Below are 23,472 nucleotides of genomic sequence, written 5' to 3'. Positions count from 1 at the left end.
CAGATTTTCTACCAAATCATGAAATAAACGTATATACTGATAGACCGCCTTTTAGAAACGATTGATTCAGGGTTAATGCTATGTCTGAGCCACTAATTAAAATTTCATACAGACAGGCCATTATCTTTGCTTGCTTCCTAGTTTTATATGAGTTTTTGACTTATATAGCCAATGACATGATCATGCCAGGTATGATCAATGTTGTTAAATCATTCAACGCGCATGAAAGTGTTGTTGCCACCTCTCTAACTGTCTATGTCCTCGGAGGGGCCAGTTTGCAGCTCATACTTGGCCCACTATCAGATGCTTATGGCAGAAGACCAATGATGTTAATAGGATCATGCTTATTTTTTCTATTCACTCTTTTGATTGCAAGCTCACACTCCATGAATCAATTTTTAATCGCCCGGTTTTTTCAGGGAATGGGATTGTGTTTCATTGGTGTGATAGGTTATGCCACAATTCAAGAAATATTTGAAGAAATGGACGCTATCCGATTAATTGCTATCATGGCTAATGCCGCAATATTAGCCCCATTACTAGGGCCACTATTAGGAGCCATAATCATTCATTATACGTCCTGGCGTTTGATTTTTATTATTATTGCTTTGGGTGCTCTTTTAGCTTATTGGGGATTATGGCGGTTTATGCCAGAACCCATAGGCCAGGTAAAAAGAGACGGCCAGCTTATACCTAAAACACCGTTCGCACTGAACGCTATAACCAGAAATTATAAAACGTTATTATCTAATCAGGCCTTTTGTTATAGTGCAATTGCTGAAGGTCTGGTAGGGATCCCATGCATCGCCTGGATTGCGCTGGCGCCAATCATATTAATTGCTGAAGCAAAATTAACTGTAATTCAATATGGCCTTTGGCAACTACCCATCTTCGGGGCAACAATTTTAGGAAACTGGTGCTTACATCATTTAACTTACAAATATAAAATCGAGAGAATTATTTTTATAGGTTGTATCATAATGGTCGTGGGACTTGCTCTGACAGCTCTTCTCCCTTATTTTTATGGCAATAATTATGTGTATTTGATCCCGGGAATCATAATTTACTTTTTCTCACTGAGTGTAATTAATGCCCCCTTGAACAGGTATTGTTTATTTGTAACCGCTGTAAGCAAAGGAACAGCCTCAGCATTAATCAGCCTAAGTATTATGATCATTGGGGCTATTGGAATAGAAATAGCTAACCTGTTTTATCAACATCACAATAATCTGCATTTCGCCTTCTATTGTAATGCCGTTGGATTATTATTTCTAATCTTTATCGGTTTAACTTTTTTTATAGGGACTCCCAAGAAATCTGAAATTCATGATGAAGCAAATAGTAATGTGGCTAACTCATAAGAACAGGCCACATTTACATAATCTGATTCCTTTGTTTTTGGTCAATAACGCAAAATTGAATTGATAAATCTGTTATTAATCTCTGCGCGCAGGATGCGATTCCTTAAGCAAAAAAGTGGCAATAAGCAAACTGGCCAGGAAGCATACTGGCATAACAAGCAACGCAGTCTGATAACTCGATATACTGTATACATGAGCACCATTGACAATTCGCCATGATCCCGTCTGTTGCAAGATATAACCAACGAGGGGCTGGAAAATGGCCCCACCAATTAATACAGACAAATTATTAAAACCAGATGCTGTGCCAACTAATTCCGGTGTATTATTTTCTTTAACTACTGCAAAACTTACCGTCTGTCCTCCAGCACCTAATCCTAAAACGAACAAGACAAAATAAGCCCAATTATAAGATAACTCAGACCAATAAAGGATAATCAGAGTTGCAATCAGTCCTAAAACCGCACTGATAATCAATGCAATACGGCGACTCTCCAATTTATCACTCAACCAACCTAATAAGGGACTACCAACACCAATGCCTAGCCAAATCATACTGCATAAGCCTGATGCAGCCACTACGCTTACTTGAAATTTTTCCTGTAAAAAAGGAACCCCCCAAAGTGCAGCAAATACTGCAATAGGAGTCCAAATTGCAAAAGCATAACCACCGATAATCCATGTATAAGCATGTTTACAGACAGCAACTAAGCGCTTCCATTCATCTCTTAAATAATGATCAGGGATTGTCTGATTTTGCTGATGAGGATAATCTCGAATAAATACCCAAAATAAAATAGCCAAGAGAAATCCAACACCCGCTAAAATAAAACTCGCACTTCTCCATCCAACCAGATCAATTAAAGCTGCCAACGGCATTTCACCAAACATAGCGCCGACTGAACTCATCAACTGCGCTACCCCTGCTAGAATTGCAAAATAATAAGGGGGAAACCAGCGTGAAATAAGGACCAAAACACCGATAAAAGAAAACGCAGAGCCTATTCCGATCAAAAATCGGCCTATGCAAGCTGTAAATACACTGTCAGTGGAAGCAAAAAAGGCAGAACCAAATGCACACAAAACGATTGCAAAAGTCATTAACTTGCGTGGTCCATATCTATCGTATAATACTCCTGCTGGCAATTGTGTAGGGGCATAAGCATAAAAATAAAAAGCTGAAATGACACCAAAGCCTTGACCCGTCACCCCAAAGGTTTTCATCATCGACTCTGCCATAACGCTTGGTGCTACTTGTAGTATGAATTCATACAAGTAAAATGAAGCGGCTAGAAAAAAAATAAAATAAGACGTTGCAAGTGTATTTCTTGCTCCACTGTTTGAAGCGACGTTGTAATGTGCGGTCAATTTAAAATCACTCTGTTAATTTTTATGAAATTAAACCTTATGATTCTTTAGTTTGTCAATATGATTTTATTATAGGATACACTGCACCTAAAATTGCAATACCTTTAGCTCCAGTTATTGATGTTAAATTAACTGGTATTTGATTAATCGTCTGTGCTGCTAACCATGCAAACATCATTGCCTCAAGATAATCAGGACTAATCCCTAACTCTGCTATGCTTTTTACTGCTATCCCAGGCAGTAGACGAGCTAAATTCTCTTTCAAATGCGTATTGTGGGCCCCGCCTCCACAGAGATATAATTGTTTAATTTCTCCTGATTCATTTAATATTGTTTCAGCTATCGTATGGGCTGTAAGCGCCAACAAAGTAGCCTGAATATCAGCTGGTGTGTAATCCGGTTTTAAATGTTTTTGTAGCCAGGATAAAGAAAAATATTCTTTGCCAATGCTTTTAGGTGAATCCAAATGGAAAAATGGATCTTGTAACAAATATTCAAGCAGAGGATAAATCACTTCACCTTGGCTCGCCCAAACCCCACTTTTATCAAAAAGGGCTCCTTTATTTTTATAAATCCAGGCATCCATCAGACAATTGCCAGGCCCTATATCCCAACCTCTAGTCATTTGATTCTTTGCAATAAAGGTAACATTAGCAATACCACCAATGTTAACAACAGCAACAGACTCATTCACTTTAGAAAATATCTGTTGATGGTAAAGGGGGGCAAAAGGCGCACCTTGACCACCATTCACCAAATCTCTTGTTCTAAAATCTGCTACAACGGTAATGCCAGTTAAAGAAGAAATCGTATGGCCACAACCAAGCTGCAAAGTATACGGGATATTTCCACTTGTATCATGACAGACAGTTTGACCATGACTGCCAATGGCCTGAATTTCTTTTGGATGCACTTTTATTTCACTCAAGAGTTGGCGAACTGCTTCTGCAAACTCCCTGCCAATTAGCGTGTTCAGTTGGCAAATCGAAGCCAGGGTTAAATGATTACCCATAATTAAATCATCAAGATTTCTCCTGACATCATCACTGTATTGTTTAGTAATCCCGTGAATCAAATGATTGGAAGGAAGCTCCAACAAGGCAGCATCAATGCCATCCATACTGGTACCGGACATCAAACCGATATATAAACTCATTAATTACTCTAAATTTGCAATAGGATATATCAATACTACTAAAACCTTTATTCACAGGCAAAAAAATTACTGCTTCTGCTTTGAAGTTGAGAACTACGATTTACCAATGATTTATCCTTGTCGTTTGATATTAAAACAATTATAAAAATTGTTTGTAGTGATTTCTGCTATCTCTTGGAAATCCATCCCTCTGAGTTGTGCGATAGTTTCTGCAACGTGTTTCACCAAAGCGGGATGATTTTGCTTTCCTCTGTGTGGAACCGGAGCCAAATAAGGTGAATCTGTCTCTATCAATATCCTCTCTAAAGGTATCTGTCTGGCTACATCTTGCAATGAAACAGCATTTTTAAAAGTAACTATCCCGGAAAATGATATATAAAAATTTAAATCAATTGCTCTTTGCGCAATATCAAAGTCTTCAGCAAAACAGTGCATGACTCCGCCTATCTGACTAGCCCCCTCCTTAGCCATCATCAACAAAGTATCTTCAGCAGCTTGCCTGGTATGAATAATTAACGGCTTGGAAGTTATAAGTGCCGCCTTGATATGTTCCCTGAAGCGATCTCGTTGCAAAGATTGAGCTTCCTCAGTGGGATTACGATAATAATCAAGCCCTGTTTCTCCTATGGCAATACAGGCAGGATTTTGAGCCAATTCACATAACATCTGTGCCGTAACAGGATAATTCATTTCACTATTCGGATGCACTCCAACAGAAATGCTAATATCAGGATAATCCTTAGCTAAACGCTCTAATTGAGGATAATCGCTCAACTCAACACAAACAGACAAGAAATACTCCACCCCATTCTCGCGAGCCTGATTGATTACCTGAGCAAGATCATGATTAAAATGAGTCAAATCGATAAAATTTAAATGACAATGAGAGTCGACCAGCACCTTTATACCCCAAAATAATATCAATGAATATATTGTTCATGAATAAATGAAAACTCTATATAGTATCTGTAACCTGACATGATTTTAGCATTCCTGCCAAATAAGTTTCTATCTTGTTACATAGATAACGACTGTTTTCACCGGTAAATTGAATACCAACTCCCGGCGGCTTATTACCTTGTGCACCTTTAGGAGTAATCCAGACTATTTTACCAGTGACCAAATATGGTTCATTTTCATTGAGCAATTTAACAGATAATTCAAGCGACTGCCCTAGAGAATAAACGTGTTGAGTTCTTATAAAAAGACCGCCACCTTTCACAAAAGGCATGTAAGCCATGTACAAAGATGCTTCATTGGGAAATGAGCAGTTTATAATCTGTGGTTTTTCGGTCATAACTCCTCCGTTCAATCAATAGACATCCTCCTTGAATAGTCCTGTTTTAACTAATCATATTGCTCACTTCAGTTGCTTAATAAAAAACTCGGTTTACACTCAATGGTTTAATTCCTTTAAACTCAATTAATAATCAACAACCAAAGAAAATAATAAATCTTCCAAGACCAATGTATGATTTATATTCATATTATGGCTTAATTTTCTTAACAAAGTATTGATTTTATCTACTTGGGCAAAAATCATAACCGGATTGAGTAATGAGGATAGCTTATTCAATTGTTTTGTTAACGTACCAGAATAAGCCACTCGAAACAAATGCATATACTGTAGTTGAGAATAGATCAAATATAAAAACCACAAAAAAGCACTTAATTCATGTTGAATCCATTGTGCAGCCAAAGTGCATGGATGCTCTCTTCGCTCAATAATTGCAATCAAGCCTTCTAAAATAGATTCTGAATGCTTGAAGACCATTGTGCTATTCAATTCCTGAGTATAGTACTCTCCTAAAGCCAATAAATTGTTGCAAGGCAACTCATCAAAAACAGCAAATTGCGTTATTTGGCATCGGCTCAATACGGTGGGGGGTATATTGCCAATTTGTTGCGCTAACAAAATAAAGATAGTATGTTGCGCTGGCTCTTCCAGAATTTTCAATAAGGCATTTGATGCAGCAATATTCATTGATTCAGCTGATTCGATAATTATAAGTTTATGATTAGTCCTCTGTGGTGTTAGAAACGCCGTACTCTGCAATCCCCTAATTTGATCAATTTTAATAATACCACCGCTTCTTTCAGGCTTAATCCATTCCACATCCGGATGCTCAAAACGCTCTATCATTTGGCAATCCATGCAAGTCAAACAAGGCTCATTCTGTTTTATTTTACACAAGAGTAATTTGATCACTTGATTTGTAAATTCTATAAGACCACAATGCAAAGAACCCGAAAATAGCATGGCTTGAGGAATTCGTCTTATCGCCAAGGCCATTTGCATTTTCTGCCATTGTTCTTGATAAGTAATCATAGGTTATGCTCTATAAACTCCTCGATTACTGATTGAATGGAAGATTGAACCTCTTCCAAAGACCTGTTAGCATCAATCATTATAATTTCCGGGTTTTGTTTAACAAGAATATGATATGTATCATGTATTCTATGAAAAAACTCAATAGATTCCTGCTCAATTCTGTCAAATTTTCCCCTTGATTTGGCTCTTATCATGCCAAGCTCGGGATTAATGTCTAAATATAAAGTAAGATCAGGTTTGAATCCTTTTAAACAGAAATTCGATAGCTCATTAATAACCCGCATATCCATTTTGCGGCCCCCTCCCTGATAAGCTAAAGTGGAAAGCTCAAATCGATCAGCTATGACCCACTGCCCCACATTTAAAGCGGGTTTGATCACTTGCTCAATCAGTTGTATTCTTGCGGCATACAGGAGAAGTAATTCGCTTCTGTCATCCAGAACATTATTGTACTCTGGATTTTTAATAATACTTCTTAAAATTTCACCTATTTTTGTTCCTCCGGGTTCTCTCGTGGTTATAGTACTGATTTTTTTTTGGGATAACAGTTCAACAACTAAATTGACAGCTGTAGATTTTCCTGCTCCCTCCAAACCTTCAATAACTATCAATTTCCCGGTTAACGATGACATTAATAATCCTTGCGTCTGTATTGGTTAATTGCTTGTCTTTGTTGCTCATAAGTTTCGGAGAATTGATGAGTACCATCTCCTTTGGCAACAAAGTATAAATAATTGGACAATTGCGGATGTGCAGCGGCATCTATGGCCTCTTTGCCAACCATAGCTATTGGGGTGGGAGGCAACCCTCTATTCAAATAAGAATTATATGGTGATTGAATTAGCAAATCATTATGTGTTAATTTTCCTTTATATTGATTTCCCAGTCCATAGATAACCGTAGGATCCATTTGTAATGGCATTTTTTTCTTTAACCTGTTTACCATCACACCAGAAATCAATTTTTTCTCTTGTGCAATTGCAGTTTCTTTTTCAATAATTGACGCGGCAATCAATAGCTCATAAGGAGTTTTATAAGGCAAATTTGGTGATCTGTTTGCCCAACTGGTATTAAGATAATTTAATAAATTACGATGGGCTTGCTCTAATAATGCCCTACTACTACTCCCACCTTGGTATTGATAAGTGTCTGCTAGAAGTAACCCCTCTGCACTTGGGTAATTTTCTTTTACTATTGCCCAATCTTCTGGATTGTATTTCAAATAATTAGCCTGTCTTAGGTCATAATCTACTTTCTGCTGTGTAGATCCTTCGATGATCGTAAAATTTTGCGTAATTACATCACCAGCAACTACTCGATGTAGTAATTTCATTGCAGTTTCGCCAGGAGTAATTTGATACACGCCTGCCTTTAACTGATGCGATAATCCTTCAAAACGAATAATCAATAGAAAAAATTTGGCAGAATGTATTAATTTTTTATCTTGCAAAATATAAGCAAATTGATAAGCGGACGTCGCCTTATCCAAGGCAAGAATCATTGGAGAAGCAGTTTTCGGAATTATTGGTGTATACAATAAGCGATATATATTCCAAAATAAAAACAAGAAAGACATAAAAAACAAGGATAAAACAAGAATAACCAGTTTTTTATGTCTAGAGAATTGCATTTAGATTCGCTTGAACAGTAAGCTACCGTTTGTCCCACCAAAACCAAGTGAATTACTTAGAACATAATTAATTGTTCTGCTTTGTGGTACATGTGCTACATAATTCAAATCACAACCTTCATCAGGATTATCCAAATTTATTGTAGGTGGAGCCACCTGATCTCTTATGGCTAAAATACTTATAATTGCCTCTACTGCACCTGCAGCTCCGAGCAAATGGCCTGTCATGGATTTGGTTGAGCTAACCGCCAGATCATAAGCATGGTTCTGGAAAACACGCTTAATGGCTTTTGTTTCATTTAAATCGTTTAAATAAGTCGACGTACCGTGAGCATTAATATAATCAACTTGTCTGGGATCGATACCAGCATCCTGGATGGCTGCCTCCATAGCTCGTGAAGCTCCATCGGCATCTTCATCGGGTGCGGTAATATGATAAGCATCTCCTGACATACCAAAACCAACCAATTCAGCATAAATTTTGGCTCCACGAGCTTTAGCGTGTTCATATTCTTCTAAAACCAAAACACCAGCACCCTCACCCATAACAAAACCGTCTCTGTCTTTATCCCAAGGCCTTGAGGCTTTCTCAGGCTCATCATTCCGTTTGGATAAAGATCTTACTGCTGAAAACCCAGCAAGACAAAGTGGCGTTGTGGTCATTTCCGCTCCACCACAAATCATGACATCGGCATCGCCATAAGCAATTATACGCCCGGCTAGCCCGATATTATGTGTTCCGGTAGTACATGCAGTCACAACCGAAATATTAGGTCCTTTTAAATTATGTTTAATAGAAATCTGTCCAGCAACCATATTGATAATACCTGCCGGAATAAAAAATGGCGAAACCTTACGTGGTCCACCGGCAACCAGTTTATCCTGGTTATTTGTGATTGTTTGAATACCACCAATACCTGCGCCCACTGCGACACCGATTCGACGAGATAAGACTTCATCAATTTTTAAACCCGAGTCAAGCATCGCTTCATCAGCAGCAGCCATACCATATTGTGTAAAGACGTCCATTTTGCGGGCGTCTTTAATTGGCATGTGATTCTCAACATTAAAATTCTTGACCTTAGCCCAAATCTTAGTTGGGTATTCAGTAGTATCAAAATCTTCCACCAAACCTACCCCACTAACCCCAGCTAAAATACTTCGCCAAGTTTCTTCTACATTAAGTCCGACAGGAGTAAGCATACCCATGCCGGTAATAACCACACGCCGACTATTCAATGAGAGCTCCTTAAAAAAATTAAGCTTCTTCTTTATTTAAGTTAGATTCAATATAATCAATTGCTTCTTGAATTGTAGTAATTTTCTCAGCTTTTTCATCAGGAATTTCTGTTTCAAATTCTTCTTCAAGAGCCATAACCAATTCTACTGTATCCAGGGAATCAGCACCCAAATCATCAACAAAGGATGCATCATTCTTTAATTCTTCTTCTTTAACACCCAGTTGTTCAACAACAATTTTGCGAACACGCTCTTCAACTGTACTCATAACGTAATTTTCCTCTTTCGGTTGATAGAAATTATTAAATACTGACGGCTAGTTTATTCAATTATACAGATAACGCAAGTGCATTTAACTCATATACATACCGCCATTGACATGAATTGTTTCACCTGTGATATATTTTGCGCTGTCTGATGCTAGAAAAGCTACAGCATCAGCAACATCTTCTGGCTGGCCCAGCTTACGCATGGGAATTCTTTTTAACATTTCTTCTTTCACCATATCAGGCAATGCAGTAGTCATATCTGTGTCGATAAACCCGGGGGCTACCACGTTTACAGTTATTCCTCTACTACCAATTTCCTGTGCCAAAGACTTGGAAAAACCAATAACTCCAGCCTTGGCTGCAGTATAGTTTACCTGTCCAGAATTGCCACTGGCACCTACCACAGAGCCTATAGAAATTATTCTTCCCCAACGCGCTCTGAACATAGGTTTTAAGCAAGCTTTAGTCATTCTGTAAATAGAATTCAAATTTGTTTCTATTACTTTGTACCATTCATCATCATCCATACGCAATAACAGGTTATCTGCGGTAATGCCAGCATTATTAACAAGAATAGAAGGACACTGATCATTATCAGACAAGGTAGACATCAAATTTTCTACTTGCTCAGTGCTGGTTACATCCAAAACGATGCCTTTACCAGCCAATTTTTCTTTTTCAAAAAAAGAATTAATAGACGCAGCACCCTGTTCAGTGGTTGCTGTTCCAAAAACAAAGGCACCATTTCTTGCCAATTTCTCGGCAACAGCACGACCTATGCCACGGCTGGCACCAGTAACTAATGCAATTTTACCTTCTAAATTGATCATCTAGTTTCCTCTCAAACTGGGATATGTAAACGCTCTATGACTTGATCAAGACTAATGGTGTCATAAACGCTAATCGTAGTTAAATTTCTCTCAATTCTTTTTATCAAACCGTTCAGAACTTTTCCTGGCCCACACTCCACAACCAGATCAATTCCGCGCTGTTGAATTAACTGAACTGTTTCAACCCAGCGCACAGGGCTGTATAGTTGCTCTTTGAGTTTATCTCTTATATGTTGAGTGGAATGATAAATACTTAAATCAACATTGCTTATTACATCGACTGAAGGAACTTGAAATTCAATTTGAGCAAGATCTTCAGCAAATAATTCGGCAGCATTTTTTAATAAGGGGCAATGACAAGGCACACTTACAGGAATTATCATTGCCAGTCTGGCTCCAGCCTCTTCAGCCAATTGTATTAGTTTATCAACGGCTACTCGATGTCCAGCAACAACAATTTGGCCCAGAGCATTATAATTCGCCGGGGTAACAAGATGATTGGCTGTGCTGGCCTGCTCACACAATGAACGAACCTGTTCATCAGATAAGCCTACTATGGCAGCCATAGCCCCCTCTCCCAGAGGGATCGCGTTTTGCATCACCTGTCCTCTACGAGCAACTAACTGCGCAGCATCCTTTAAAGATAAAGAATTAGCGCAAACCAAAGCAGCGTATTCCCCCAAACTATGACCAGCCATTACTTGAGGCTGAGGTACGCCTAATTGCATTAATAAACGATAAATTGCAACATCAGCAGTTAACATGGCAGCCTGCGTGTATTCAGTCTGATTTAGCTTTGTCTCTGGCCCATTTTGAACCAAATCCCACAAATCATAGCCCAAAGCATCTGAGGCCTCTGCAAAAGCATCGGTGACAACAGTATACTGTGGCATAAAGTCAGACAACATGCCGATAGACTGCGATCCCTGTCCAGGAAATACAAATGCTGATTTTACCATAATAGAATTAATCCTTATTAGTTAATTTAGTAACGAATAACCATAGCGCCCCAGGTCATTCCACCACCAAAGGATTCAATTAATAATATTTCATCCCTTTTAATCTGATTATTTTTAATAGAATAATCAAGTGCTAAGGGAATAGAAGCAGCCGATGTGTTACCTTGGTTACCAATTGTAACAATAACATGTGACATAGGAAGAGATAATTTTTTAGCTATGGCTTGTATGATGCGTATATTGGCTTGATGAGGTATCAGCCAATCAATATCAGATTTTTTTAAATGACTTGCTTCTAATACTTCATCAACAATATTACCCATAATATTAACAGCAATTTTGAATACCTCATTACCTCGCATTCCAATCGTTGCACGATCTTGTTCAAAAGTTGAATTACGAAGGACTAGTAATTTATCAGAGTCATAGGCAGAATGTAAAACACTACCCATAATCCCTTGGCGATCACTTGCGCTTAAAACAACAGCGCCTGCGCCATCTCCGAATAAGACACAAATAGAACGATCAGTCCAATCTACCGCTCTTGACATGCTCTCGCTGCCTACGACAAGAACGTGTTTGGCAGCCCCTGTAGCAATGTATTGTTTCGCTACATCCATCGCATAAACAAAACCGCTGCATGCAGCTCCAATGTCAAAAGCCGGAATAGGTCTTTTGATTCCTAAAGCATGTTGTACGTGACAGGCAACGCTAGGAAAAAAATAATCTGGGGTACATGTTGCTACTAATATCAAATCAATTTCTTCAGCATCAAGGCCTGATGCCTCTAGTGCTTGCTCTGCTGCTCTGGAAGCCATATAAGATGTTGTTTCATGTTCTTGAGCAACACTACGGCTACTAATACCAGTCCTGGTAACAATCCATTCATCGCTAGTATCAAGCATGGTTTCCAGTTCAGCATTAGTCATTTGTCTCTCTGGAGAGTAACTTCCAGTGCCATTAATAACAGCATTTTTCATAACAACAATCCTTGATTTATAAAATCATTTATTTGATCACGCACTAAATCGACAACATTATTTTTTACTTCAAGAACAGCCTGTTCAATAGCATGTTGAAAACCCACTTCATTGGCTCCACCATGACTTTTGACAACGATACCATTCAACCCGAGTAGACTGGCACCATTGTATCGCGATGGATCCAAACGATTTTTTAAATGTTTTAAGGCTGGTAAAGCAATCAAACCAGCAATTTTTGTTAACCAATTTCTGCTAAATGATTCTTTAAGGACAGTTAATAAAAGCTTTGCCAAACCTTCACTTGCTTTTAATGCCACATTTCCAACAAATCCATCACAGACCACTAAATCAACATCACCACTGTAAAAGTGATCACCCTCAACGTATCCCACATAATTCATAACAGAACACTCAGCCAGCATATGTGCAGTACGCTTAACCTGATCATTACCCTTAATTTCTTCAACGCCAATATTAAGTAAACCAATTTTAGGTTTGGGTTTATTTTCTATTGCCTGTATCAATGCAGACCCCATCACAGCAAACTGAAACAAATGCTCTGCGCAAGAATCAACATTGGCTCCCAAATCAATGACTCTTGTTTTTCCACCCATGGTAGGTAACTCGGATACTATTGCTGGGCGATCAATCCCCGGTAAAGTCTTTAAGACATATCGGGCGGTAGCCATTAAGGCACCTGTATTGCCCGCACTGACGCAAGCCTGCGCTCTGCCTTCCTTAACCAGGTTAATTGCTATTCGCATTGAGGAATCTTTTTTATTTCGTAATGCATGAGATGGCAATTCATCCATTGTAACCACTTCTGATGCGTGGACGATAGTAAATTGCTGACAGGACAACATGCCATGTTTTTTCAAAGAAGCACTGATCTTGTCCTGGACTCCTACAAGCAATAGTTTCAAATCAGGGTTGTTTTTAATAGCACGAATACAGGCAGGAATCACAATTTCCAAGCCGTGATCCCCACCCATCGCGTCAATTGCAATGGTGATATTCTTCAAGAAAGTTACTCTTGTTCGTAAGCGGTTTCAGCGTCAATAATTTTTTTGCCTCTGTAATATCCATCTGGGGTCATGTGATGACGAAGATGGGTTTCACCAGTTGTTGGATCTACTGATAGAGTAGGCTTGGTTAGTGCATCATGAGAACGCCTCATATCACGACGTGAGCGTGATTTTTTATTTTGTTGTACGGCCATTGTATTACTCCTAAACAAATTGCATTCATAAAGCGGGAATATTACCGATATTTTAACTTCAATCCAAGTATTAATTATCAAAATATTAAGAAGTTTGTTTTTTCCCAGTTAAAATTTCATTGATTTCATTAGCACATTCATTAATATCAGGATGAACTTGTGGTGCATACAAATGCAGCTCATCAATTATTAATTCATTTAAATCAACTTGCCAGTTTGAAGAAACCAAGCATTCATATTGACTCAAAAGTTGCTCAGCTCTCTCATCATTTCGGCAAACAGCAATAACAGTCGAGTTATTATAACATACAGTGAAGTTTTCCATACATCGCTGACATACGCTGTTTAAATTGCCTTGCACTCTAAGATGAATAAGATAAAAATCATCTTTTGCCTCTATATGATAAGATGCATGCAAATGGCATCCGGGACTAACAAACGAGGGTAAACGCTCGTTTAAAATCACTTCCTTTTCTTGCTGGCCATGTTTTGCCAACTCTTGTAAATGCATCATAGATAATTATCCGAAATATAGAATGAGTTTGCTCTTTGAGTCTTGCAAGTTTATATAAGCACTTATAGACGGTTTATGACTTACTAACATAATCAAGTTAAAATGATAACGAATCCCTAAAAACGTGGTATTATCCGATTATATGTAAAAAATATCAACTTATTGGGTAATAAATACAGGGCTAAATTACAATTTCCTAGAGTGTAGTTAATTTGTTAAAATCGCACATTCCAATATGATTATGATTCAAAAAAGAGCGATACAAACCATTTATGAAAGCTAAAGTTATTGTTGGTATGTCAGGAGGAGTAGACTCTTCTGTAGCAGCCTGGCTATTGAAAGAACAAGGATACCAGGTGGAAGGACTATTCATGAAAAACTGGGAGCAGGACGATCACAATGATTATTGCCCTGCAGCAAAAGATTTGGCAGATGCCCAGGCCGTCTGTAATCAATTGCGCATACCACTACATACTGTAAATTTTTCAAAAGAATACTGGGATAGAGTATTTGCTTATTTTCTGAGTGAATATGAAAAGGGAAGAACACCAAACCCTGACGTGTTATGTAATAAAGAAATCAAATTTAATGCCTTTTTGAATCATGCTTTAACCCTTGGCGCAGATTATATAGCTACTGGCCACTATGCCAAAAATACAATAGAAGGATCTATTGGCTATTTATTTAAGGCAAAAGATAGGGAAAAGGATCAAACGTATTTCCTCCACGCTGTTGAACCAGAGGCATTGTCCAAAACCATTTTTCCAATAGGTGATTTTACTAAGCCACAAATTAGAGAATTCGCTAAACAACTTGGCCTTGTCACTCATGCCAAAAAAGATTCTACAGGTATTTGCTTTATAGGTGAAAAAAGATTCAAAACTTTTCTTAATGAATTCATACTTGCCAAACCGGGAGAAATAAAAAGTACAGGGGGAAAAACACTTGGTCAACATGATGGTTTAATGTTTTACACATTAGGACAACGCCAGGGTTTGGGAATTGGAGGATTACAAAACTCGACAGATGAGCCATGGTATGTCGTGGATAAAGACATAGCCAGTAACACCCTTTACGTAGCACAGGGCAGTCAACATCCAATGCTCTATTCTCAAGGTTTGATATGTGGTCCCATTCATTGGCTGGCAGACTATGAGAATCATTTACCACTAACCTGCTTTGCTAAAACAAGATATAGGCAAACCGATCAAGCCTGCATGATTTCTCCTCCGGATAATAATCAACACTATGTGATGTTTTCAAGTCCTCAACGTGCGATTACTCCGGGGCAATTCATCGTCTTTTATGAAAAAAATCAATGCTTGGGCGGAGCTACTATAGAGCAGATTATCCGCTAAACAGGGAAGCTAATTTTGTATTGGCACTGTTTGTTTTCTCTGGTCCCTAATACCAATTTATGGATTGAGACTACGAAACAACTTGTATTATTGATATAATGAATTGTAGAGGTAGTAATTATTTTGGAGCTTAGTATGGCCAATCTTGACGTATCACAAAATACTTCAGATATACATTTTTCTGTCAGTGCAGCAGATAAAGTCGCAGAACTAATCAAAGAAGAAGATAATTCCAATTTGAATTTACGAGTTTCAATTACAGGCGGTGGTTGTTCTGGATTTCAATACGGATTTAGCTTTGATGAACAAATCAATGATGACGACACTATTGTGATACAACAATGTTCTGATGGAAAATCCTCTGTCAAATTGCTAGTTGACTCAATGAGTTATCAATATTTGCATGATGCGGAAATCGATTACATTAAAGGAATACAAGGAGAGCAATTTGTCATACGCAACCCTAATGCAAAAACAACTTGTGGTTGTGGCTCTTCGTTTAGTATTGGTGATGAAGATGATTTATAAAAAAATCACTGCCTGAAACTCAAGGCAGTGATCTTAGCTTTTTACGGACGAACTGCTTATTATTCTTAAGCACCTCGGGTAGGAGCAGGAGATCGAAGATTAAGTTCTGTCAATTTACTATCAAGAGTTCTTGCCCAATCACGTAATGACTTGCATGTTTCTACTTTACTGATTTCAAAAAATTTGCTACCTAAACCTGTTTCTTTTAACTTGGCTCGCAATTTTTCATCTATTCCTGCTAGCAAACAACGTTTAGCACTACTGGCACAGTTATTAAAAAGAAATGAATAGTTTTGGCTGCGTTCTTCTTGCATAGCTTTCAGTATTTTGATTTCATCAACATAATAAGTTAAACCGCTTTCTGCAGTTGGCAAAGTAACGCTGTAATCAGGTTGCCTTCCTTCAGTAAAATCACGGCTTTTGATGAATTGTTCTTTGCGAGAAGTATATTCTTTGCGACGACGCGCCTCTTCTTGCAACTCTTTTAAATCATTCTCATCCCTGCCATTGATTTTAATATCCAGCTTTTTCAAATCTTCTATACGATGGTTCATCGCAAGCTCAATCTGTTGCAGTTTCTTTTCAACTTGTTGCAAGTCCTCATGATAAGTCAGTTCAGATTTTGATATCAATGCGCTTATCTCATGTTGAGAATTTATTGTAGTCTCGAACTCTTGTTTTAATTTAATTAATTTTTCAGTAAGCTCAATCAATTGTGTTTTGGTTTTAGGATCAGGATTTTTCAGTTTATTTAAATAATTTATAGTTCTCTCTGTAGCTGTAATTTGACCGTTTGTTTTATTCAAATGAAGTTCCAGCTTGGCTAATTGCCCCTTTAAATCTTTTAATTGGGTTTGGTAAGAATTGGTTAATTGCTTCTGTTGTTTAATCAATTCATCTTTTTCCAACTGCAATTTTTTAAGGTCATCCATAAATAGTTTTCTTTGCTCCAAGTTGACTTCCAAATCTGAAATTTCAACAAGAAAATCAAGATCTTCCATCTTTTCCCTGCTAATCTCATCTAAAGCAGATTTTCGATGGATAATAGTCATTGCTGTTACCGAATCTTCAGAAATCATATCTTCTTCATGAGTTTTAAACTTGGGTTTGACAGCTTTGCCTTTAATGGTTTCTGATTTAGTGGGTCTCGCGTCTGGCCAAAAACTATGAGAAACAATATCACTTCTTACTATAGTTGGTATCAAATGAGATGATTCTATGTTTGGAGGAGATGTGTTGGTAGCTTTAGTTGGTACGACGCGCAATGTTTTTTTAGCTCGTAATTCTGACCCATGTTGCTCAATAAAATCAAAACTATTTTTTGTTTTTGTACGCTCATCAATTTCTATAGTAAAATTAACGTGTCCTACATTTTCCCCTTTATCCTCTGAGGCTAAAAGCGGGCCAAAAAATTTGTGCTTAATTCGTTTCTTAAACAAAAAAGCAGTTGATAACCAAATATTTACTTCAATCATAACGCTACTTCTTCTAAAATTAATGAGTATAAATGAACGTGTGAATAATAATTTTCCAATAATTCCAATTATACTACATAATCCCTAATTATGGCGCATTAATTAATGCTATTAATAGGATTTAATAATTACTTTCGTTCCAATTTTAATAAAATTTTGACTTAACCATCTTGCATCATGAGGCTTCACTCTGACACAGCCATGACTTGCGTTATAATTTGGCACATCCGGAGAACCATGAATTGCATACAATTTACTAAAAAACATACAATATGGCATAGGTGCTCCACCTTTACCCAGCGGATAACGACTGGATCGGCATGCTGGGCCACCTTTGCTAATCACTCTAAAAACACCAGATGGTGTTTTGCATGATCTGCGAACATCAGAACAATAGTGTTTTCCACCTGATCCTCGCCCTGTACGTATCACCTTGCCATTAGAGCTGATAGCTTTCCAGGTTAATGTATTAGGATTAAAAATAAAGGTATTACCCGCCGCGTACCCATTACAGAATAGAAATGCTCCTAAAGTGAAGAATAAAATTTGAGACAAAAAATTTAAGCGAAAATTGGACTTTTCCATGATTTAACCTATTTTTTTTCCGTCACTTTATTATTTTAGTTTAATTTTTGAACAATTCAAATGTTAATCAGATGATTGTCGTAACTCCATGAATCTGTCATTGAGAACTAAAGTGCTTTAAATTGCTTAATGAAGGAAAAATTATATTTTTTGTCCTACTATATATATGAGACTATAAAAATAAGGACAATAAATCATGTCAAGGAAATTACTTATTGCTACCACGCTCGTGCTAAGCACTTCATTATTTCCCTTAATATCCAATGCTGAAGACACAGCAAATCCTAATGAGATGACTAAGGATGCCTGGTTAAACTCTATGACTCCCTTATTACCAGATCTTATCTGCAAAGGATTTATTCAAGATCCGGATCTCAAAAAACGATTTGATGAAATTAAAATGACTTATGAACAATGCGTGACTTTAATTCCTGAAAGCACTAAAAAATGCCAAGATGAACTGTATGCCAGCATGCCAGATAAAATCAATAGTGAAACAGCTGGCACATGGGGGAGATCATTAGGAGAATGTATCGGAAAAGATTTTGCTGAAAAACATCTAATTCCCAAATAGATAATAAAAAAATTGCTTGATTGAGATAATCATTAGGCTTCGCCTCTGCCTATAACCAAACACTTTGGTTGCTTATTTTGAGGATAGCGACCAGGAATAAGATGCCTGAAGAATTTTGTTATTGTATAAGGTTTAGTATTGGCAGACGCGAAACCGAATAATAAGTGTAACAGAATAATTATTTATAATTTATATAATCATGAGAGCTATACCTCTTCCCAATGATTGATACCGGATTTTTTAGATATAAATTCAACGAAGCTTTGATGTTGCATTAATTCCTCTTCATTAGCCTTCATTATTACTGGCTTTTTTAAACTTAATGACTTTATCTCTTGAGTTTTTATTTTTGATTGACTCAAACTGGATTCAACCTCAGTAAATAAACTGCTTTGGCCACCTGTCATTGCCAAATACACATAAGCTAATATTTCGGCATCAAGCAAAGCACCGTGCAGTTCACGATTAAAATGATCTATTTCATAACGCTTACACAAAGCATCCAAACTATTACGCTGTCCAGGATGTTTTTCTCTGGCTAAAATCAAAGTATCAAGAATCCGGCAATAATCTTCTAATGTCTTATTCCATTTCACATGTTTTAATTCAGAATTAAGAAATCCAACATCAAATGGAGCATTGTGAATAATTAATTCTGAACCTTCCACAAATTGTATAAATTCAGTCACAATATCCTGGAATAAAGGTTTATCTTGCAAAAACTCAGTACTTATACCGTGAACTCTAAATGCCCCTTCATCCACCTCACGCTGTGGATTAAGGTATATGTGGAAGTGCTTGCCGGTTAATTTTCTATCGATAAGCTCAATACAACCTATTTCAATTACTCTATGTCCCTGTTCAGGTCCAATACCAGTCGTTTCGGTATCTAATATAACTTGTCTCATAACTCTATGATAATTCCTCAATACCCAAATTTGCCAAAGCATCAACCAAATCATTTTCCAAATGGCCGGAGTGCCCTTTAACCCAATGCCAATGAATATTATGAATAGAAGCCAGATTATCTAATGATTTCCATAATTCAGCATTTTTAACCAACTCTTTCTTGGAGTTACGCCAACCATTTCTTTTCCATGTTTTGATCCATTCCTTCATTCCTTGCTGCAAATATTGGGAGTCGGTATACAAATCCACCTCGCAAGGACGTTTTAATGCTTCCAGGCCCTTAATTGCTGCCATTAATTCCATGCGATTATTGGTAGTTTGCGCCTCTCCTCCATGAAGAGTTTTTTCTCTACCATTATATCGGAGTAATACGCCCCAGCCGCCAGGTCCTGGATTTCCCTTACATGCACCATCAGTATAGATTTCTACCTTCATAAAAATAAATCAGGACAAAGTTGAGCTTTAGGATTCATAGCATAGCAAGAAAAATCAGTGACACCACTATTTTTTAATACGTCTTCATCAATAAAAAAATTTCCAGTGATTGATTTTGATGGTTGATTGATAATCCAATAAGCAGCATCAGCCATAATGAGTGGCTTTCTGCTTGCCATATACAGCTCACTGGGAAAATGAACTCTTATGGCATCAGTAGCTATAGTAGTTTTCGGCCATAAAGAATTAACAGCAATTCCCGCCTCTTTAAATTCCTCAGCGAGGCCTAATGTGCACATGCTCATACCGTATTTACTGATGGTATAAGCCAGATGTGGTGCAAACCAGGTTTTATCCATATTTAAAGGTGGGGACAAAGTCAGAATATGCGGATTCTCGCTTTTTAAAAGATATGGAATGGCTGCTTGAGAACATGCAAACGTTGCCCTGACATTAACGCTCTGCATGAGATCATAACGCCTCATTGGAGTATTTAATGTATCAGTCAAATTGATTGCGCTCGCGTTATTGACTAATACATCCAATCTTCCAAAAGTTTCTATGGTTTTAGTGATCGCATTTTGGATCTGTTGCTCATCTCTGACATCAACCATTAAAGGCAGAGCCTTTCCTCCCAGTTCTTCAATTTCGTTTGCAACAGAATAAATAGTTCCTTCCAGTTTAGGATGAGGTTCTGCTGTTTTGGCTGCAATAACGATATTTGCTTTGTCCTTTGCAGCAAATTTTAAAGCGATTTCTCTACCGATTCCTCTACTGCCACCTGTAATAAAAATGACTTTACTCATGATTTCTCCTTCAACTTGATACCACCAACCCAAGCTAAAAACATACGCATTAAAGCACCATAGGGTGGATATAGCCAGCTAACTGTAGATATAAATCGTTGCACTAACACCGGTTTTAATTTTGAAAAGGTATCAAATCCTTCCTTTCCATGATAATGCCCCATGCCACTATGACCAACACCACCAAATGGTAAATCATCAATTGCAATATGCATTAAGGTTTCATTGATAGTCAAAGCACCAGATAATGTTTTTGTTTGTATGATTTTTATTTCACTCTTGTCTTCTCCAAAATAATACAAGGCAAGTGGGTTGGGAGATGAGTTAATGTAATCGACTGCATCATTTATTGAGTTATAAGTCAATACAGGCAGTATAGGACCAAAAATTTCTTCCTTCATAACAAGCATATCATTTGTTATATCAAATAATAGAAATACAGGTAACTTTGAGCAATTCGGAATTGAATGACCAAACTCAACTACACGAGCCCCTTTGCTTCGCGCATCTTCGACCAGATCGAGTAATCGCTTTTTATGTCTCTCTGAAATAATACTGGAATACTGCTCATTACTCATCAAATCCGGGTAAAAGGCATTAATAAACTTCCTAAATTCTCTTTCGACTCTGTCTTCCCATCCTTTAGGAATCAATAAATAATCAGGTGCGATACAAGTTTGAGCAGCATTGAATAATTTGCCCATAAACAAGCGCTTAAAATAAGCTGGGTTCATGGTGGGAGATAATATTGCCGGAGATTTGCCGCCTAGCTCCAGTGTCACTGGAATCAGGTTATCACTGGCAGCCTTCATCACCATTTTTCCTACATTAGTTGAGCCAGTGAACATAAGATGGCCAAAAGGAAGCGAAGCAAACTGCTTTGATAGCTCAATATCACCGTTAATGACTCTGATAGAATGGTTTAATCCAGCCGCGTGCATCAATTTTAGTAAAGTATCGCCAATATGCGGAGATAACTCAGACATTTTTATCATCACCCTGTTTCCAGCTGCCAAGGCATAAATAGCAGGGACTAAAGCCAGATAAACAGGATAATTCCAGGGAACCATGATACCAACCACCCCAAGGGGTTGCGGTATAACATAGGCTTTTGCAGGAATAAACAACCAAGACACATTTCTGCGTCTCTTTCTCATCCATTTCTTCATATTTTTTAAACAAAAATTAATGGCTTTTATCGTTGGAAAAACTTCTAAAAATAAGGTTTCCTCAACAGAGCGATGAGTAAAGTCCTTATTTATTGCTTCTGCCAAAGTGTAAGCTTCTGTCTGCAAGATTTTTTTTATTGCAATCAGCAATTTTTTTCTTTCAGACAAAGAAGGATAAGGATTGTTTTTGTGTTGTTGATGCAAAGTTAGATATTCTGCCATCAATTCCATTGTATTTTTCCTGCTATTCGTTCGTGAGTGTGAGCAATGAGAATTCTTTATCCAAAATCTTCTTTTTAATTTTTTCTATATCAGGTGCAAAATAGCGATCTTTATCATACTCTTTAACCACGCTTCTTACGCTTTGATAAATTTTATCCAATTGCGGTGATGTCTTTAGAGGTTTATGAAACTCCAGCCCTTGACAAGCTGCCAATAACTCAATAGCAAGAATTGTTGAAGTATTATCGATCATTTCATGCAGTCGACGTGCTGCACTAGTTGCCATAGAAACATGATCTTCCTGATTTGCCGAGGTAGGCAAACTATCAACGGAGTGTGGATGAGCAAGCGCTTTGTTATCGCTGGCACAAGAAGCGGCAGTTACATGTGCAATCATAAAACCTGAATTTAAGCCGCTTTCTCTAACCAGGAACGCGGGTAATCCACTAAAATTTTTATCAATTAATAAAGCAATTCGGCGTTCTGCACTACCTCCTATCTCGGATAATGCCAATGCCAAATTGTCAGCAGCCATTGCGATGATTTCACCATGAAAATTTCCCCCAGACAAAATATCCCCCTGCTCTGCAAAAACGAGAGGATTATCGGAAATTGCATTGGCCTCTACTTGGAGAGTTTGTCCAACAAACTGCATCTGATGAAGAATTGCACCCATGATTTGTGGCTGACATCTTAAAGAATAAGGGTCCTGAACACGATTACAATGCCTGTGTGACTCTCGAATTTGACTACCTGCCAATAAATTTCTGTACATACTGGCAGCAGAAATTTGAGCTTGATGTCCTCGAATTTGGTGTATTCTGTCATCAAAGGGGACATCACTCCCACTGGCAGCATCTACTGATAAACTGCCGGAAATAATCGCAGTTTCAAACAATGTCTCACTAATAAACAGAGCTGACAAAGCTAAAGCGGTAGATACCTGTAAGCCATTAAGCAGTGCTAATCCTTCTTTAGCTTCCAATTCAAGCGGTTTCAATCCGGCCAGTTTTAGTCCTTCCTCAGCACTGATCACCTGACCTTGATGTCTTACTTCGCCTTCTCCTAACAAAGGTAAAGACAAATGTGCAAGCGGGACTAAATCTCCGGACGCACCTACCGAACCTTTAGAGGGAATGCATGGATATACTTTATGATTAAACAAAGCAATCAAGGCATTAATTAATTCCAGCCTAACTCCGGAATACCCTTGAGACAAATTATTAATTTTCAAAAGCAAAATCAAGGCAACCACGTCATCCGGCAATAATTTACCCGTTCCACAAGCATGAGAAAGCACAATATTACGCTGCAACTCTTTCAAACAATCTGAAGAAATGGTCTGGTTTGCCAGAGAACCAAAACCTGTATTGATTCCGTATACAGTTTTCTTTTCATCAATTACTTTTTTAACCGTTTGGTGAGAGGCTCTAATTAATTCAAAGGAATTCTCAGCAAGAACGCAAGATAGTTCCTCATCTAAAATTTGTTTAATAGAAAGTAGCGATAACTGACCAGGCTGCAATATAAACTGTTCTGACATAAACCTGC

Annotated in this window: 26 protein-coding genes; 4 read left to right on the top strand and 22 right to left on the bottom strand. The window is 37.7% G+C overall.

Features of this window, described 5'->3' with window-relative positions; translation table 11 throughout:
- Window positions 1-80: 80 nt before the first annotated feature.
- The gene (locus LPG_RS07040) at window positions 81-1,361 is read left to right on the top strand and encodes an MFS transporter (RefSeq protein ID WP_010947134.1); all 1,281 of its coding nucleotides are present in this window, start codon (window positions 81-83) and stop codon (window positions 1,359-1,361) included.
- Window positions 1,362-1,436: 75 nt separating this feature from the next.
- Here LPG_RS07040 and LPG_RS07035 read toward each other — a convergent pair whose 3' ends face one another.
- The 15 genes from LPG_RS07035 to LPG_RS06965 all read right to left on the bottom strand — a co-directional run bounded on the left by LPG_RS07035 (window position 1,437) and on the right by LPG_RS06965 (window position 13,860).
- Window positions 1,437-2,729, bottom strand: coding sequence for an MFS transporter (locus LPG_RS07035; RefSeq protein WP_010947133.1), 1,293 nt, complete (start codon window positions 2,727-2,729; stop codon window positions 1,437-1,439).
- A gap of 55 nt (window positions 2,730-2,784) precedes the next feature.
- A complete protein-coding gene (locus LPG_RS07030; protein ID WP_010947132.1) occupies window positions 2,785-3,885 on the bottom strand; it encodes an anhydro-N-acetylmuramic acid kinase in 1,101 nt (366 codons plus the stop codon).
- A 111-nt stretch (window positions 3,886-3,996) separates the two neighbouring features.
- Window positions 3,997-4,785 (bottom strand): TatD family hydrolase, encoded by a 789-nt coding sequence (locus LPG_RS07025; RefSeq protein WP_015444530.1) that lies wholly within the window; start codon window positions 4,783-4,785, stop codon window positions 3,997-3,999.
- A gap of 55 nt (window positions 4,786-4,840) precedes the next feature.
- Complete coding sequence (locus LPG_RS07020; protein ID WP_010947130.1) at window positions 4,841-5,182, bottom strand: PilZ domain-containing protein; 342 nt, start codon at window positions 5,180-5,182, stop codon at window positions 4,841-4,843.
- Between the two features lie 126 nt (window positions 5,183-5,308).
- Window positions 5,309-6,214, bottom strand: a complete 906-nt coding sequence (locus LPG_RS07015; protein ID WP_010947129.1) for a DNA polymerase III subunit delta' — start codon at window positions 6,212-6,214, stop codon at window positions 5,309-5,311.
- Window positions 6,211-6,849 (bottom strand): dTMP kinase, encoded by a 639-nt coding sequence (gene tmk / locus LPG_RS07010; protein WP_010947128.1) that lies wholly within the window; start codon window positions 6,847-6,849, stop codon window positions 6,211-6,213. Before tmk ends, LPG_RS07015 begins: the two co-directional genes overlap by 4 nt.
- Window positions 6,849-7,847, bottom strand: a complete 999-nt coding sequence (gene mltG / locus LPG_RS07005) for an endolytic transglycosylase MltG (protein WP_010947127.1) — start codon at window positions 7,845-7,847, stop codon at window positions 6,849-6,851. The genes tmk and mltG overlap by 1 nt, the downstream gene beginning before the upstream one ends.
- On the bottom strand, window positions 7,848-9,086 hold the full coding sequence (fabF, locus tag LPG_RS07000; RefSeq protein ID WP_010947126.1) for a beta-ketoacyl-ACP synthase II: 1,239 nt from the start codon (window positions 9,084-9,086) through the stop codon (window positions 7,848-7,850).
- A 19-nt stretch (window positions 9,087-9,105) separates the two neighbouring features.
- Window positions 9,106-9,354: an acyl carrier protein gene (gene acpP / locus LPG_RS06995; protein WP_003631752.1), complete on the bottom strand. Its 249-nt coding sequence runs from the start codon at window positions 9,352-9,354 to the stop codon at window positions 9,106-9,108.
- Window positions 9,355-9,438: 84 nt separating this feature from the next.
- The gene (fabG, locus tag LPG_RS06990) at window positions 9,439-10,185 is read right to left on the bottom strand and encodes a 3-oxoacyl-ACP reductase FabG (protein WP_010947125.1); all 747 of its coding nucleotides are present in this window, start codon (window positions 10,183-10,185) and stop codon (window positions 9,439-9,441) included.
- An 11-nt stretch (window positions 10,186-10,196) separates the two neighbouring features.
- Entirely contained in the window at window positions 10,197-11,144 is a 948-nt protein-coding gene (gene fabD, locus LPG_RS06985; RefSeq protein ID WP_010947124.1) for an ACP S-malonyltransferase, read from the bottom strand.
- A 26-nt stretch (window positions 11,145-11,170) separates the two neighbouring features.
- A complete protein-coding gene (locus LPG_RS06980) occupies window positions 11,171-12,124 on the bottom strand; it encodes a beta-ketoacyl-ACP synthase III (RefSeq protein WP_010947123.1) in 954 nt (317 codons plus the stop codon).
- Window positions 12,121-13,149: a phosphate acyltransferase PlsX gene (gene plsX / locus LPG_RS06975; RefSeq protein ID WP_010947122.1), complete on the bottom strand. Its 1,029-nt coding sequence runs from the start codon at window positions 13,147-13,149 to the stop codon at window positions 12,121-12,123. Before plsX ends, LPG_RS06980 begins: the two co-directional genes overlap by 4 nt.
- Window positions 13,150-13,154: 5 nt before the next feature.
- Window positions 13,155-13,346: a 50S ribosomal protein L32 gene (gene rpmF, locus LPG_RS06970; protein WP_010947121.1), complete on the bottom strand. Its 192-nt coding sequence runs from the start codon at window positions 13,344-13,346 to the stop codon at window positions 13,155-13,157.
- Window positions 13,347-13,431: 85 nt separating this feature from the next.
- On the bottom strand, window positions 13,432-13,860 hold the full coding sequence (locus LPG_RS06965; RefSeq protein ID WP_010947120.1) for a YceD family protein: 429 nt from the start codon (window positions 13,858-13,860) through the stop codon (window positions 13,432-13,434).
- 272 nt (window positions 13,861-14,132) lie between these two features.
- On the opposite strand from LPG_RS06965, the gene mnmA reads away from it, so the two are divergent.
- Together mnmA and erpA are read left to right on the top strand one after the other, a co-directional pair.
- Window positions 14,133-15,218 carry a tRNA 2-thiouridine(34) synthase MnmA gene (gene mnmA, locus LPG_RS06960; RefSeq protein ID WP_010947119.1) on the top strand — a complete coding sequence of 362 codons (1,086 nt, stop codon included), beginning with the start codon at window positions 14,133-14,135 and terminating at the stop codon, window positions 15,216-15,218.
- Between the two features lie 135 nt (window positions 15,219-15,353).
- On the top strand, window positions 15,354-15,746 hold the full coding sequence (erpA, locus tag LPG_RS06955; RefSeq protein WP_010947118.1) for an iron-sulfur cluster insertion protein ErpA: 393 nt from the start codon (window positions 15,354-15,356) through the stop codon (window positions 15,744-15,746).
- 65 nt (window positions 15,747-15,811) lie between these two features.
- Here erpA and LPG_RS06950 read toward each other — a convergent pair whose 3' ends face one another.
- The gene (locus tag LPG_RS06950; RefSeq protein WP_010947117.1) at window positions 15,812-17,221 is read right to left on the bottom strand and encodes a hypothetical protein; all 1,410 of its coding nucleotides are present in this window, start codon (window positions 17,219-17,221) and stop codon (window positions 15,812-15,814) included.
- Window positions 17,222-17,332: 111 nt separating this feature from the next.
- On the bottom strand, window positions 17,333-17,806 hold the full coding sequence (locus LPG_RS06945) for a L,D-transpeptidase (RefSeq protein WP_010947116.1): 474 nt from the start codon (window positions 17,804-17,806) through the stop codon (window positions 17,333-17,335).
- 196 nt (window positions 17,807-18,002) lie between these two features.
- Here LPG_RS06945 and LPG_RS06940 point away from each other — a divergent pair, with 196 nt between their 5' ends.
- The gene (locus LPG_RS06940; RefSeq protein WP_010947115.1) at window positions 18,003-18,380 is read left to right on the top strand and encodes a hypothetical protein; all 378 of its coding nucleotides are present in this window, start codon (window positions 18,003-18,005) and stop codon (window positions 18,378-18,380) included.
- A 206-nt stretch (window positions 18,381-18,586) separates the two neighbouring features.
- On the opposite strand, the gene dnaQ is transcribed toward LPG_RS06940, so the two are convergent.
- Genes dnaQ through hutH form a run of 5 tightly spaced genes read right to left on the bottom strand, consistent with a single transcriptional unit; the run spans window position 18,587 to window position 23,464 of the window.
- On the bottom strand, window positions 18,587-19,288 hold the full coding sequence (gene dnaQ, locus LPG_RS06935) for a DNA polymerase III subunit epsilon (protein ID WP_015444532.1): 702 nt from the start codon (window positions 19,286-19,288) through the stop codon (window positions 18,587-18,589).
- A gap of 4 nt (window positions 19,289-19,292) precedes the next feature.
- Complete coding sequence (gene rnhA, locus LPG_RS06930) at window positions 19,293-19,724, bottom strand: ribonuclease HI (protein ID WP_010947113.1); 432 nt, start codon at window positions 19,722-19,724, stop codon at window positions 19,293-19,295.
- A complete protein-coding gene (locus LPG_RS06925; protein WP_010947112.1) occupies window positions 19,721-20,530 on the bottom strand; it encodes an SDR family oxidoreductase in 810 nt (269 codons plus the stop codon). The genes rnhA and LPG_RS06925 overlap by 4 nt, the downstream gene beginning before the upstream one ends.
- Window positions 20,527-21,930: a coniferyl aldehyde dehydrogenase gene (locus LPG_RS06920; protein ID WP_010947111.1), complete on the bottom strand. Its 1,404-nt coding sequence runs from the start codon at window positions 21,928-21,930 to the stop codon at window positions 20,527-20,529. Before LPG_RS06920 ends, LPG_RS06925 begins: the two co-directional genes overlap by 4 nt.
- A 13-nt stretch (window positions 21,931-21,943) precedes the next feature.
- Entirely contained in the window at window positions 21,944-23,464 is a 1,521-nt protein-coding gene (gene hutH / locus LPG_RS06915) for a histidine ammonia-lyase (protein ID WP_015444533.1), read from the bottom strand.
- Between the last annotated feature and the right edge of the window lie 8 nt (window positions 23,465-23,472).

The sequence above is a fragment of the Legionella pneumophila subsp. pneumophila str. Philadelphia 1 genome (assembly GCF_000008485.1).
GTDB classification, from domain to species: domain Bacteria; phylum Pseudomonadota; class Gammaproteobacteria; order Legionellales; family Legionellaceae; genus Legionella; species Legionella pneumophila.
The sequence above is the reverse complement of the archived record's forward strand: the minus strand, read 5'-3'. Positions and strand labels throughout refer to the sequence as shown.